Raw genomic sequence first — 14092 nt, forward strand, 5'->3', positions numbered from 1 at the left:
CACAAGTGGTAGTCCGTTTTCTAATTGTATTAAGGTGAGAATTAATTTCAATTTTTTAATTTTATCTATTATACTTAATATAATGATTAATAAGATTTTAATTTAATACGAAGGGGATGCTTGGGGGAAAATGTTAAGAAGTTTACGTTTAAAAATTGCGGTAGTGTTTTCAGTACTTATTTCTATGATGTTCGTAATATTGGGTACAGCTGTGTATCAATTACAGAAAGAAAAGGAAGTGCGCTCCTTAGACGAGTATTCTCAAAATGCGATGGATCTTGTGACAGAGCAACTTACGACATTTGTTCAAAGAACGGATGAAGATATGGGGTATTACGCGAACAGTGAGATGATTCGTAATATGCTTCAAGGTGGGGTTACTCCGGAAGAGGAAGCGTTTTTAACGAAAGAGTTTGCGGAGTATAAAAAGAATCATCCTGGTATTTTAGATTTATATATTGGTACGAAAGATAAAAAAACATTAAGTGCCAATCTTGCTGAAGGTGGGCAAGTGCCAGAAGGATACGATCCAACGACAAGACCATGGTATAAAGATTCAGAGGCTGATGTAAAAAAGGTCCATTGGGGACAACCTTCTTATGAAATTGCAACAGGCAAGTTAAGTGTAGGTGTTTCTAAAGCAATTACAGCTCAAGATGGGTCTGTATTAGGCGTTGTTGCGATGGATGTATCGCTTGGGACGATTCAGAAGTTGCTTCACAATATTCAATACAATAATGACGGAGAAATGTTTATTATAAATGATAAAAATATGGCTCTTGTTTATCCAGAAAAGATAGGAAAAGATGTTTCTAAAGAACCACTTATAAAGAGCTTAAATAAAGAGGGAACAAAATATGCGGTCACTACAATAAAAGGTGAAGATGTAGTTGTTTACAGTCAATCATTTGATACGATGAAATGGACGATAGGAATCTTTTATCCGAAAGAAACGATCGATGGGCTATTAAATAGTACGAGAAATACAGTTATTATAATGGCATGTATTAGTTTATTAGTTGGAATCGTAGCTTCCTACTTGTTCTCAAGAAGATTAGCAAGACCACTGCAACTATTAAAGAATCACGTGCAAAAAGTAGCAGAAGGCGATTTAACGCTGCGAATGAAAGTGACAAGTAAAGATGAAGTTGGAGAGTTGACGAAGCACTTTAATGATATGGTTAAACAAATGAATGAAATGGTAAGTAAAATTAAAAACAGCGTATCAACGGTGCAACAATCAACGAATAGTTTACATTATTTAACGAACGAAACAGTAGCGGCTAGTAGAGAAGTTTCAGGAGCGATGGATGATGTGAGCGGAGGAGCTTCTACTCTTGCGAATAGTGTGGATGAAGTTTCAGCTCAGCTCGAGAATATGGCGGAGTCAGTAGAACAAATGAATAGCTCCGTTGGTGAAATAAAAGGAGTGGCTGGCAAAGCGGAAGAGGCATCTAAGCAAGGATTAAATACAATGAGGAATTTAATCCGTACGAGGGGACAATCATCTTCGATTGTTGTTCATACAGAAGAAGCATCGGATAAGTTAGAACAAAGAGTTGGATCGATTCAAAATGTTGTTGAGCTTATAAAAGGCATTTCGGATCAAACAAATTTACTTGCTTTAAATGCATCGATTGAAGCTGCCCGTGCAGGTGAGCAAGGTAAGGGATTTGCGGTTGTTGCTGAAGAGGTTCGGAAATTAGCGGAACAATCAAAAGAGGCAACCGGAGAAATCACAATGATGATTGGTGATGTACAATTAGAAGTAAAAAGGGTTGTAGAAGTTGTAAGTAAATTGAAAGACATTGCAGATGTGCAAAATAAAGTGACGTCAGAGGCGGAAATGGAGTTCCGTACAATTATGTCAGTTGTAAATACGATTAGTACTTCAGTTGAAAAAATTGTAGAAGAGGTACATAACATAGGTTATGAGCAAGGGGAAATTACAGCGGTAATGCATACAATTGCTGGTACGAGTCAAGAAAGTGCAGCTGTTTCTGAAGAGGTACATGCTGCAACGGAATCACAGGTGAATCATTTAGAAAAGGTAGCTCACACGATGGAAAGTTTGACAGAACATATGAGAGATTTAGAAAGATTAGTCGAGCAGTTTAAAGTGGAAGAGTAACATATTAGTAAAATGATGAGGATTTCGGTAAAATAGACAATGGATATATAAGAAACGATTATAGGAGGAAGACTACTATGGCAATTGTTGATGTATCGATTATTCCAGTAGGAACAGGTAATCCAAGTGTTAGTGAATATGTAGCAGAAGTACAAAAGGTGCTAGAGAAAAATGCGGATCGCGTGAAGTATCAATTAACACCGATGAATACAATTATTGAAGGAGATCTTCCTGTCATTCTAGAAGTAATACAACAAATGCATGAAGTTCCATATACGAAAGGTGCACAGCGTGTTGCAACAACTATTCGTATTGATGATCGTCGTGATAAAGTAAGCACAATGGAGAAAAAATTAAACTCTGTTCGATCAAAATTATAAGAAAAAGCAGCGATTTTCGCTGCTTTTTTCATATAGGAGGTAAATAAAATGAGTGAAAAGTTTAACGAGCAGTTTGATGGTTTACTGGAGAAATATACTGAGCTGTTACTTGGAGAGAGCAATGAAGAGAGAAAAGAACAGGTACAGAAGTGGGCACTGTATTCTTACATAGCTAAGACGATGCCAGCTTTAGTAAAGCATTGGAATGAAACTTATCCAGATGCGAAAGAAGAGATGGTACAGTTAATTACAGATATTAAAAGGCTGAATGAAGAGAAGCGAAATGAGCAATAAAAAAACTTGAGGTAAATATAATCGCAAGTTTTCTGTATTAATATCCTTATATAATTTACATGGAATATAAAGGATTTTATAGGCATGTCGAATATTTTCGACATGCCTATTTTATACCTATTAAACTCCATTTTTCTAAATGTCGAAAAATATTTTAGGTATATTTATAAGCAGAAATATAGGTTTTTAAATGTTTTTATAGTATTTTATAAATTATCTAAATAATTATTTGTATCCAATAATTTTAAACAATGATATAATTTTGAAGAGGGGTAAAAAACAGATAAATTACAGTCATAGGGGTGAATTACATGGAACAATTAATGCGAAATTCGTTTCTTTTCTTATCTAAAAATAAAGCGCTAACAAAACTGGCTAAAAAGTACGGTTTACGCTTTGGTGCAGGTCGCTTCGTCGCAGGGGAGACGATTGAATTAGCGACAGCTGCCATTCAACAATTAAATAAGCAAGGTCTTTGTGTAACAATCGATTATTTAGGTGAATTCGTTGATAATGAAGCGGAAGCAAATGAAATGGCTAACCAATCGATTGAAGCGATCCGTGCAATTGGAAGAGAAGGTCTTGATTCGCAGCTTTCTTTAAAGATGACTTCTATGGGATTAGATATCTCTGATGAAATCGTAATGAACAATATGCGCCGTATTTTAGAAGCTGCAAAAGAAAATGGTGTGTTCGTTACAATTGATATGGAAGACTATACACGCTGTGGTAAAACAATTGATATCTTTAAACAGTTAAAATCTGAGTACGATAATATTGGTACTGTTATTCAAGCTTACCTATATCGTACAGAAAAAGATATTGAGGATTTAAATGCTTATAAACCTAATTTACGTCTTGTAAAAGGAGCTTATAAAGAACCTGAAGAAGTGGCGTTCCCGGACAAGAAAGATGTAGATGACAATTATAAAAAGATTATTAAAATGCACTTATTAAATGGAAATTATACTGCAATTGCTTCACATGACGAAGCGATTATTGAATATACAAAAAAACTTGCTGAAGAACATAATATTCCAAGGGATCAATTTGAATTCCAAATGTTATATGGTATTCGTAATGAGCGTCAACTTGAGCTAGTAAAAGAAGGTTACAAAATGCGTGTTTACGTACCTTATGGAAACGATTGGTATGGATATTTCATGCGCCGTCTAGCAGAGCGTCCAGCAAACGTTGCGTTCGTATTAAAAGGTATGGTTAAAAAATAACCAAGGAGAAAATACTCCTTGGTTATTTTAATTGCTGAAATGCATAATGTGCCATTTTCTTCGTATCAGGATATAGTTGCGCGCGAGTAGAAGATAATACGACGTTAATGACGCGTTTACCGTCTTTTTCATCCACTGTTACGACTGTATATTTGCCAAGTGCTGATAGACCGCTTTTACTTCCAATCGCATATGGATCGTCATATAGTTCTTCTCGTCCGTAGTTTGCGATGTTTGGAGAGCGTTCTGAAGTATGTAGAGTTGTACGTGTTGAATTCATATATTCTAAAACAACTGGATACTTTAATGCTTCTTTCGTAATAATAGCAATGTCATATGGCGATACTTTATTTCCAAGTGCATCAGCACCACTTGCGTTCTTGAAAGTCGCATGCTTTGTACCGAGTTCCTTCGCTCTAGCATTCATCATTTTCACAAATTCATTTTTTGATCCTGCAATATGTTCTGCGATGGATTCAGCTATTGGATCTGCACTAATGATAAGCATCAGTTTTAATGCCTCATCACGTTTTAACTTTTCCCCAGCACGAAGTTTAATTTTCTTACTTTGACTTTCTGTTTTAATTGCGTTTTCTGTAACTGTAATTTCTTCATCTTCTTTTACATTCTCTAGTAAAAGAAGGGTTGTCATCATTTTGGCTATACTAGCCGGATAAGAGCGTTCGTCTTCGCGTTTTCCATACAAAACTTCACCTGTGTCTGCATCGATTGTAACTCCATATTGCCCAGTAATATTAGGTTGATCAGCTCTTACAGCTTGTTGCCTTTGTGCATAAGAGAAGAAAATCATCCCTGTAAATAGTGTGGCAATCATTACAATCATAACTATTGTTCGTTTCATTATAATTCCCTCATTTGTTACAAATAAATTGGGCAGAAAAAGCAGCCATTAATCATTATGCCACGTTCTCTGCCCAAAAATATAGCGTTATTTTTCGCCCATATTATGCTTTTTATATTGTTGGTTATTACCTTGGCGTCCTTTTTCAACACCGTGATTATGTGGACCTGCGTTTCCAGTTACACTAGCTGCACTAATTCCAGCCTTTGAAGGGTTCTTCTTAAGTTTTGCCATATATATTCCTCCAGTTTCGTCAGATTATAAAAAGGAAAAGTGCATTTAAACAAAGAAAATACACATGTATAGCATAGCCAAATGAAAGAAAAATATTTATTTCAGAAAATTTTATCAATAAATATATTGCGAAAATTTAAACAGTATCATATATTTATTAGTAGAGGCTCACTCATTGATTGCGACTTATGTCGAAAAATTGAATGAGCATTCATTCAAGAATAGGGGGAGAATTGGATGTTCCAAATTAAAAAGGCTGCTGTTCTAGGTTCAGGCGTAATGGGTTCGGGAATTGCGGCACACTTAGCTAATATTGGTATTCCGACATTATTGCTTGATATTGTACCACCTGCGCTTACGAAAGAAGAAGAAGCGAAGGGACTTACATTAGAACATAAAAGTGTGAGAAATCGTTTTAGTAATACGGCTGTGCAAAAACTATTAAAGCAAAAACCAGCTCCTCTGACAGTGAAAGGAAATTTAGCACTGATTGAAGCAGGTAATTTAGAAGATGACCTTGAGCGTCTAGCTGATGTAGATTGGATTATTGAAGTAGTAGTTGAAAACTTAGATATTAAAAAGAAACTATTTGAAAAAGTAGATGCGGTTCGTAAACCGGGTTCTATCGTAAGCTCGAATACGTCAGGTATTTCAGTTGAAAAAATGGCAGAAGGTCGTTCAGACGACTTCCAGAAACACTTCTTAGGCACACACTTTTTTAACCCACCACGATATTTAAAACTTCTAGAGGTAATACCGACGAAAGAAACAGATCCACAAGTATTAAGCTTCATGAAACTATTTGGCGAAGACGTTCTTGGAAAAGGCGTTGTTATCGCAAAAGATACACCAAACTTTATTGGAAACCGCATCGGTACGTACGGTTTACTTGTTACTCTTCAAGAGATGGTAAAACGCGGCTATAGCATTGGGGAAGTTGATTCTGTAACAGGCCCACTTATTGGTCGTCCGAAGAGCGCAACGTTCCGCACATTAGATGTTGTCGGTTTAGATACATTCGTACACGTTGCAAATAACGTATATGAAAATGTGCAAGAAGAAGAGCGTGATGTATTTAAAGTACCAGCTTTCATGCATGACATGCTGGAGAAAAAATGGCTTGGAAGTAAAACGGGTCAAGGCTTCTTCTTAAAACAAGGAAAAGAAATTTTAGAATTAAATCCTGAAACGATGGAATACGAAGCGCGTAAAAAATTAAAAGCTGCATCCGTAGAGTTAAGTAAACAAGAAAAAGGATTAGCGAATAAATTGAAAGCGCTTGTATACGCAAAAGACCGTGCAGGAGAGTTATTATGGAACATCATTACACCAACTCTTTTATACTCTGCAAAACTTCATAAAGAAATTGCTGACGATATCGTTGCAATTGACCAAGCGATGAAGTGGGGCTTTGGATGGGAGCAAGGGCCATTTGAAGTGTGGGATGCAATCGGCGTTGAAAAATCTGTTCAAAAGATGGAAGAAAACGGCGTAGTTGTTCCTACTTGGGTGAAAGAAATGTTAGAGAAAGGTTTCACTACTTTCTATAAACATGATAACGGCGATAGCTACTATTACGATAATGGCGAATATAAGCTAATCGAGCGTAATAAAAAAGCAATTTCTCTTAAGCAATTAAAAGCGAAAAATGGTGTATTAAAGAAAAATAGCGGAGCGAGCTTAATTGATTTAGGCGACGGCATCCTTTGCTTAGAGTTCCATTCGAAGAGCAATGCAATCGGTATGGATATTACGCAAATGATTAACTACGCTGTTGATGAAGTAGAAAAGAATTATAAAGGTCTTGTTATCGGTAACCAATCGAAGAACTTCTGCGTTGGTGCGAACCTAGCAATGATCTTAATGGAAGCACAAGACGACAACTACTTTGAAATTGAGTTAGTTGTGAAAAACTTCCAAGATGCAATGACAAAAATTAAGTACTCTTCTAAGCCAGTTGTAGCAGCACCATATGGTATGACGCTTGGCGGAGGTACAGAAGTTTGCTTACCAGCAGCGAGCATTCAAGCTTCTAGTGAAACGTATATGGGCTTAGTAGAAGTTGGTGTTGGCTTAATCCCTGGCGGAGGCGGTAATAAAGAGCTATACATTAAACACTTAAACAAAATGGCAAACGGTGTAGAGTTTGATCTGCAAAAAGTTGCAAATAAAGTGTTCGAAACAGTCGCAATGGCGAAAGTTTCAACTTCAGGACAAGAAGCAGTTTCTCATAACTTCTTAGGTGATAAAGATGGTATTAGTGTGAATGGTGATCACTTACTATACGATGCGAAACAGAAAGCACTTGCTTTATATGAAGCTGGTTACAAAGCGCCAATCCGCAAAAAGATACCAGTTGTTGGGGAAACAGGATATGCAACTCTTGCACTTGGTGCAGAAGCAATGCATTTATCTGGTTACATTTCAGAGTATGACCTTCACATTGCGAAGAAACTTGCATATGTCATTGCGGGCGGAAAAGTACCGTACGGAACAGAAGTTGATGAGCAATATTTATTAGATGTAGAACGTGAAGCATTTATTAGCTTAGTAAGTGAGATGAAATCACAAGCAAGAATGCAGCACATGCTTGTAAAAGGAAAGCCATTACGTAACTAATAACGAGGGGAGATATCGTTCATGAGAGAAGCTGTCATTGTTGCGGGAGCAAGAACACCAATTGGAAAAGCAAAGAGGGGTTCATTAAAAACAGTTCGTCCTGACGATCTAGGGGCGTTAGTAGTAAAGGAAACGTTAAAGCGTGCAAATTATGAAGGACCAATCGATGATTTAATTTTCGGTTGTGCGATGCCAGAAGCAGAACAAGGTTTAAATATGGCTCGTAATATCGGCGGACTAGCAGGACTTTCTTACGATGTTCCAGCTATTACAATTAACCGTTACTGTTCTTCTGGTTTACAAAGTATCGCTTACGGAGCAGAGCGCATTATGCTTGGTCACTCTGAAGCTGTATTATCAGGCGGAGCGGAATCAATGAGTTTAGTTCCAATGATGGGACACGTTGTTCGTCCGAATAGTCGCCTTGTAGAAGCGGCTCCGGAATATTATATGGGTATGGGACATACAGCAGAGCAAGTTGCTGTGAAATATGGAATTTCTCGTGAAGAGCAAGATGCATTTGCAGTAAGAAGTCATCAACGTGCTGCGAAAGCATTAGCTGCAGGAAACTTTGCTGATGAAACAGTACCTGTAGATGTGACGTTACGCTCGGTTGGATTAAACAATAAACTGCAAGAAGAAACAATCACTTTCGCACAAGACGAAGGTGTAAGAGCAGAGACGACGCTAGACATTTTAGGGAAATTACGTCCAGCATTTAACGTTCGCGGTTCTGTAACAGCTGGTAACTCTTCACAAATGAGTGACGGTGCAGCATCTGTACTATTAATGGATCGCGAAAAAGCAGTGAGCGATGGCATGAAGCCACTTGCGAAATTCCGTTCATTTGCAGTAGCTGGCGTACCACCAGAAGTAATGGGAATCGGCCCAATCGCTGCAATTCCAAAAGCGCTAAAACTAGCTGGCTTAGAGCTATCTGATATTGGCTTATTTGAACTAAATGAAGCATTCGCTTCTCAATCAATTCAAGTTATTCGTGAACTTGGTTTAGATGAAGAAAAAGTAAACGTAAACGGTGGTGCAATCGCACTTGGACATCCACTTGGCTGTACAGGGGCAAAACTAACACTATCTCTTATTCACGAAATGAAACGCCGCAACGAACAATTCGGTATCGTAACAATGTGTATCGGCGGCGGAATGGGAGCAGCGGGAGTATTTGAATTACTATAAAAAGTGGAAGCGGTTCGCTCAGAACGAGACGCTGCCAATGCAAAGAATGGAAGCAACAAAGGTTTATAAAAAAGGGAGAGCCAGCTTCTTTCAAAAAGAGAGAAGCGGCTCATGAAAATATGAAGGAGGAAATTTTCATGGAAAAAACAGTAGGAAATGCGGTTAAAGGCGGTAGCTTTTTAGTAGATGAGATTACGATTGATCAAGTGTTTACGCCAGAAGATTTTTCATCTGAGCATAAAATGATTGCAAAAACGACAGAGGACTTTATCGTAAATGAAGTTCTTCCAGAGCTTGAATATTTAGAGCAACATGAGTTTGATCGTTCAGTTCGTCTTTTAAAAGAAGCTGGGGAACTTGGTTTATTAGGCGCTGACGTACCAGAAGAGTACGGCGGAATTGGTCTTGATAAAGTAAGCTCAGCGTTAATCGCAGAGAAATTCTCTCGCGCTGGTGGCTTTGCAATTACTCACGGTGCTCACGTAGGTATCGGATCTTTACCAATCGTATTATTCGGTAACGAAGAGCAAAAGAAAAAGTATTTACCATTACTTGCAACTGGTGAAAAATTAGCTGCATATGCATTAACAGAGCCAGGTTCAGGATCTGACGCATTAGGCGCAAAAACAACTGCACGTTTAAATGCAGAAGGTACACATTACGTATTAAATGGTGAAAAACAGTGGATTACAAACTCTGCATTTGCTGACGTATTTATCGTATACGCAAAAATCGATGGAGAGCATTTCTCAGCATTTATCGTAGAGAAAGACTACGCTGGCGTATCTACAAGCCCAGAAGAAAAGAAAATGGGTATTAAATGTTCTTCAACTCGTACGTTAATTTTAGAAGATGCGTTAGTACCGAAAGAAAACTTACTTGGCGAAATTGGTAAAGGTCATATTATCGCATTCAACATTTTAAATATCGGTCGTTATAAATTAGGTGTTGGTACAGTTGGATCTGCGAAACGTGCAGTAGAAATTTCAGCACAATATGCAAACCAACGTCAACAGTTCAAACAACCAATCGCTCGCTTCCCATTAATTCAAGAGAAACTTGCGAATATGGCAGCAAAAACATATGCAGCTGAAAGCTCTGTATATCGTACAGTAGGTTTATTCGAAAGCCGCATGAGCACATTATCTGAAGAAGAAGTAAAAGACGGTAAAGCGGTAGCAGCTTCTATCGCTGAATATGCAATCGAGTGCTCTTTAAACAAAGTATTCGGTTCTGAAGTATTAGACTATACAGTAGATGAAGGTGTTCAAATTCACGGTGGTTACGGATTTATGGCAGAATACGAGATTGAAAGAATGTACCGCGATTCTCGTATTAACCGTATTTTCGAAGGAACGAACGAAATTAACCGCCTAATCGTACCAGGTACGTTCTTACGTAAAGCGATGAAAGGTGAATTACCACTTCTTCAAAAAGCACAAAAATTACAAGAAGAGTTAATGATGATGATGCCAGAAGAAGTAGGCGATGAGCCATTAGCACTTCAAAAGTATTTAGTAACTAATGCGAAGAAAATCGGCTTAATGGTAGCTGGATTAGCTGCTCAAAAATACGGTAAAGCATTAGATAAAGAGCAAGAAATTCTTGTAAATATCGCTGACATCGTAAGCAATCTATACGCAATGGAATCAGCTGTTCTTCGTACAGAAAAAGCAATCAAAACAACTGGTCTTGAAAAGAATAAACAAAAAGTGTTATACACTGAAGTATTCTGCCAAGAAGCATTTAACGAAATCGAAGCAGATGCGAAAGAAACACTTATCGCAGTTGAAAACGGCGACATGCTGCGCATGATGTTATCATCATTACGTAAATTAACTCGCCACACACCACTTAACGTAATTCCGAAGAAACGTGAAATCGCTGCGAAAATTTTAGAAGATGAGCGTTACACAGTTTAATATCTTTAAAGAACAGTAGTCGTTTATACGGCTACTGTTCTTTTTTTGAAAAAAAGAAATTTTTAGTGACATAAAACTAATACCATTAGTATAATAAAACTAATGGTATTAGTTTTCGTGAAAAGGGAGATGGGACTATGAGGATGATACATGAAAAAACGTTATATCAATTGTCATTTTTGCCAAGAGCGTTTCCTGTAAATTGTTACTTTGTAGAGGAAGAAGATGGTTTAACTTTAATTGATGCGGCTTTGCCATATAGCGCAAAAGGTATTTTACAGGCGGCTGAGAAAATAGGAAAACCAATTACTAAAATTGTATTAACACATGCGCATGATGATCACATTGGTGCATTAGACGCATTAAAGGAAGTACTTCCTCATGTTCCAGTCTATATTTCTAAGCGGGACGGAAAGCTCTTAGAAGGAGATACGACGTTACAAAAGGATGAACCGAATATACCGATAAAAGGCGGTGTACCTAAAAAATTAAAAACGGTACCTGATGTTTTATTGGAAGATGGAGACCGAGTTGGATCGCTTCTTGCGATTATGACACCGGGACATACGCCGGGCTCCATGTCGTTTCTTGATGTAAGAAATAAAGCTCTTATTGTTGGGGATGCATTTCAAACAAGAGGAGGTATGGCCGTTTCGGGACAAATAAAATTTTGGTTTCCGTTTCCGGCGATGGCAACGTGGAGCAAAGAAATATCATTACAAAGTGCAGAGAAGTTAAGAGAATATGAGCCTTCCTTGCTTGCGGCAGGACATGGAAAAATGATAAACGATCCAGTGGCTTTCATAGAGCTTGCTATTAAAGAAGCGAAGCGGAATATAGAAAGTAAGAAAGAGGGGTAATTGATGTCACCGAGAATCGGACTTACATTACAGAAAATTGTAGAAACAGCTGCAGAAATTGCAGATACAAATGGAATACAAGAAGTAACGTTAGCTTCATTAGCGCAAAGATTAGGGGTACGTTCGCCCTCACTATATAATCATGTAAAAGGGTTACAAGATGTACGGAAAAATCTTGGCATTTACGGAATTAAAAAGCTGCATAACAGACTGGAAGAAGCTGCCGAGGATAAACGGATGGATGAAGCAATTCATGCTTTAGGAGAAGCGTATGTAGCATTTGTCCGAAAACATCCTGGACTATATGAAGCAACTTTTTTACGAGATGAAGAAGTAAGAAAAGCAGGTGACGGAATTGTAAAGCTTTGTCTTCAGGTTTTACAACAGTATGGCTTAGAAGGAGAGAATGCACTTCATGCGACACGCGGATTCAGAAGTATTTGTCATGGATTTGCTTCGATTGAACAACAGGGCGGATTTGGTTTGCCGTTAGATTTAGATATAAGTTTACATGTATTGTTGGAAACGTTTATTAAAGGGTTACGTGAATAAGAAGCGAGGCAAACAAAAACCTTAGAAGTGATTCTAAGGTTTTTTAGTGCATATAATTCGAAAAGAGCGGTAGGCTTTTTCTCATTACATGATATTATTTTACAGGTTTGAAAAATGTGTATATGGCTAAGAAAAAGCAAACGAAACTGAATACGGTAGGATCTTGATATGGACTAGGCTCAGAGCCCTTCTGGATTTCTGTAAGGAAGTCATGTGTTTTCATGTTCATTGCTCCTTTAACTAATAAAATTTATATGATGCGAGGGTTATGGTGGATAGATAAGAAATTTTTGGAATTTCATCTAATAATTATTATATAGTAATCTAATTCCAAAAACTATATAATACAAAGCTTTCATGATATGTAAAATTGCATATTATTCTTTTTGAAAAATTTGTTATATTATCTATATATTTGTATTAAAGGGTTTTTTGTTAAGGTAATGAAAACAAATGGAGGAATAGTATGAGAAAAACAGTATTAGACGCGTATAATGCAGAAAGAGAAGTAGATAACATAACATATAAAAATCTAGTTGTAACGATTGCAAGCATTCTAGGGTTCTCACTCTTAGGGGGATTATTCCTTGCTTTAGCCCTTGGAATTTTTGGAGAAGAGGTATTACGTGCTAATTTAGAGGGATATTATTTACTTCTATTTGATGCAGCTGTTGTTACTATTGTTTTATTTGCGTATAAACCAGTGCTTCATTTTATTAAGAACATATGGGATGTATCTATTTTAAAAAATGGGAAAACCTACTTGTATTTATTAATAGGTTTTATCATCATTGCATTAACTCAGTATGTAATGTTAGAGTTATTTAGCTTTGAAAGTGCAGAGCAGCAACGAGATCAATTAGGGAGCTTAGGACTTCAAAATAGTCTACAAAGTATTATATATGTGTTAAGTGTTGCTATAATTACACCAATTAAAGAAGAAATTTTATATAGAGGTATTTTGTATCGATTTTTTGAAAAGAAATATAGTTTTCTAGTTGGTATCATTATTTCTTCCTTTATCTTTGGGATTCTTCATGGTGGTTTTCCAGTTACGGCAATGATTATGGGGATTGTATTTGCTATGTTATATAAGAAAACACAATCTATTTTACCTAGCATCATTTTACATATTGTATGGAACCTACTTGTGAGTATAAGTATGATTGTTTCTTTATAAAATTGAATGAATATTTAGCATAAAAGATGAATGGCCTAGCTATTCATCTTTTATTTTGTTTATATGTAGGAAAAGTTGATGAATACAATCCAAAAAGAACCAAATACTAATGATGAATGAACAAAGAAAGGCGGGTATGTTATATGCAAAACTTAACAGAGCTTGAAGTAGAAAATTTACGTCATTTAATTGGTGGACACGCAACAATTATTAACAAGTTGGAGCAGTATGCACAGACGTGTACAGATCCACAACTGAAACAAATGCTACAAAAAGATGCGCAAGATGCACGAAATACGAAACAGCAATTAATGACTTTCCTAGGATAGGAGGAAGCGGAAAATGAATGAAAAAGATATGGTAAATGATTATTTAGCAGGATTAAATGCAAGTTTAACAAGCTATGCAAATTATATTGCTCAGTCTGATAATGAACAGTTACATCAAACGTTAATTCAAATTCGTAATCAAGACGAGGCGCGCCAACGTAATATGTATGAGTACGCAAAGCAAAAGAGTTATTACAAACCGGCAGCACCTGCTAATCCGATGATTGTACAGCAATTAAAAAGCCAATTAAGTGCGGAATAACAGGAAAAAGAAAACGAGCGAATTTATTCGCTCGTTTTCTTTTT

14 protein-coding genes are annotated in these 14092 nt (G+C 36.9%); 12 read left to right on the top strand and 2 right to left on the bottom strand.

All coding sequences use genetic code 11. The features are described from left to right. The first annotated feature begins 130 nt into the window (after positions 1-130). From IQ781_RS17910 to IQ781_RS17925, 4 genes are all read left to right on the top strand, one after another. The gene (locus IQ781_RS17910) at positions 131-2131 is read left to right on the top strand and encodes a methyl-accepting chemotaxis protein (RefSeq protein ID WP_139847204.1); all 2001 of its coding nucleotides are present in this window, start codon (positions 131-133) and stop codon (positions 2129-2131) included. Between the two features lie 77 nt (positions 2132-2208). Then, positions 2209-2511, top strand: coding sequence for an MTH1187 family thiamine-binding protein (locus tag IQ781_RS17915; protein ID WP_001018860.1), 303 nt, complete (start codon positions 2209-2211; stop codon positions 2509-2511). Between the two features lie 48 nt (positions 2512-2559). Then, the gene (locus tag IQ781_RS17920) at positions 2560-2805 is read left to right on the top strand and encodes a YusU family protein (RefSeq protein WP_001290594.1); all 246 of its coding nucleotides are present in this window, start codon (positions 2560-2562) and stop codon (positions 2803-2805) included. 311 nt (positions 2806-3116) lie between these two features. Next, positions 3117-4034: a proline dehydrogenase family protein gene (locus IQ781_RS17925; RefSeq protein ID WP_000436783.1), complete on the top strand. Its 918-nt coding sequence runs from the start codon at positions 3117-3119 to the stop codon at positions 4032-4034. A gap of 22 nt (positions 4035-4056) precedes the next feature. Here the strand turns inward: IQ781_RS17925 and IQ781_RS17930 are convergent, their stop codons facing one another. Then, positions 4057-4896, bottom strand: coding sequence for a D-alanyl-D-alanine carboxypeptidase family protein (locus IQ781_RS17930; RefSeq protein ID WP_000831462.1), 840 nt, complete (start codon positions 4894-4896; stop codon positions 4057-4059). 87 nt (positions 4897-4983) lie between these two features. Further along, positions 4984-5130, bottom strand: coding sequence for a YuzL family protein (locus IQ781_RS17935; RefSeq protein ID WP_001096344.1), 147 nt, complete (start codon positions 5128-5130; stop codon positions 4984-4986). Between the two features lie 237 nt (positions 5131-5367). Between IQ781_RS17935 and IQ781_RS17940 the strand changes: the two genes are divergently transcribed. The 8 genes from IQ781_RS17940 (at position 5368) to IQ781_RS17975 (ending at position 14048) form a co-directional block, all read left to right on the top strand. Then, complete coding sequence (locus IQ781_RS17940) at positions 5368-7749, top strand: 3-hydroxyacyl-CoA dehydrogenase/enoyl-CoA hydratase family protein (RefSeq protein ID WP_000486377.1); 2382 nt, start codon at positions 5368-5370, stop codon at positions 7747-7749. 21 nt (positions 7750-7770) lie between these two features. Then, positions 7771-8943 carry an acetyl-CoA C-acetyltransferase gene (locus tag IQ781_RS17945; protein ID WP_050292958.1) on the top strand — a complete coding sequence of 391 codons (1173 nt, stop codon included), beginning with the start codon at positions 7771-7773 and terminating at the stop codon, positions 8941-8943. 137 nt (positions 8944-9080) lie between these two features. Further along, positions 9081-10865, top strand: coding sequence for an acyl-CoA dehydrogenase family protein (locus IQ781_RS17950; RefSeq protein ID WP_000416282.1), 1785 nt, complete (start codon positions 9081-9083; stop codon positions 10863-10865). Between the two features lie 137 nt (positions 10866-11002). After that, entirely contained in the window at positions 11003-11725 is a 723-nt protein-coding gene (locus IQ781_RS17955; protein ID WP_050293029.1) for an MBL fold metallo-hydrolase, read from the top strand. A 3-nt stretch (positions 11726-11728) separates the two neighbouring features. Beyond that, on the top strand, positions 11729-12277 hold the full coding sequence (locus IQ781_RS17960) for a TetR/AcrR family transcriptional regulator (protein WP_060634793.1): 549 nt from the start codon (positions 11729-11731) through the stop codon (positions 12275-12277). 466 nt (positions 12278-12743) lie between these two features. Further along, positions 12744-13457 (top strand): CPBP family intramembrane glutamic endopeptidase, encoded by a 714-nt coding sequence (locus IQ781_RS17965; protein ID WP_001232991.1) that lies wholly within the window; start codon positions 12744-12746, stop codon positions 13455-13457. A gap of 143 nt (positions 13458-13600) precedes the next feature. Next, on the top strand, positions 13601-13786 hold the full coding sequence (locus tag IQ781_RS17970; RefSeq protein WP_001180555.1) for a hypothetical protein: 186 nt from the start codon (positions 13601-13603) through the stop codon (positions 13784-13786). Between the two features lie 13 nt (positions 13787-13799). Further along, a complete protein-coding gene (locus IQ781_RS17975) occupies positions 13800-14048 on the top strand; it encodes a spore coat protein (RefSeq protein WP_001002981.1) in 249 nt (82 codons plus the stop codon). Positions 14049-14092 lie beyond the last annotated feature (44 nt).

Origin of the sequence: Bacillus sp. N447-1, from assembly GCF_022701035.1 — a bacterium.
Taxonomy (GTDB): Bacteria; Bacillota; Bacilli; order Bacillales; family Bacillaceae_G; genus Bacillus_A; species Bacillus_A cereus.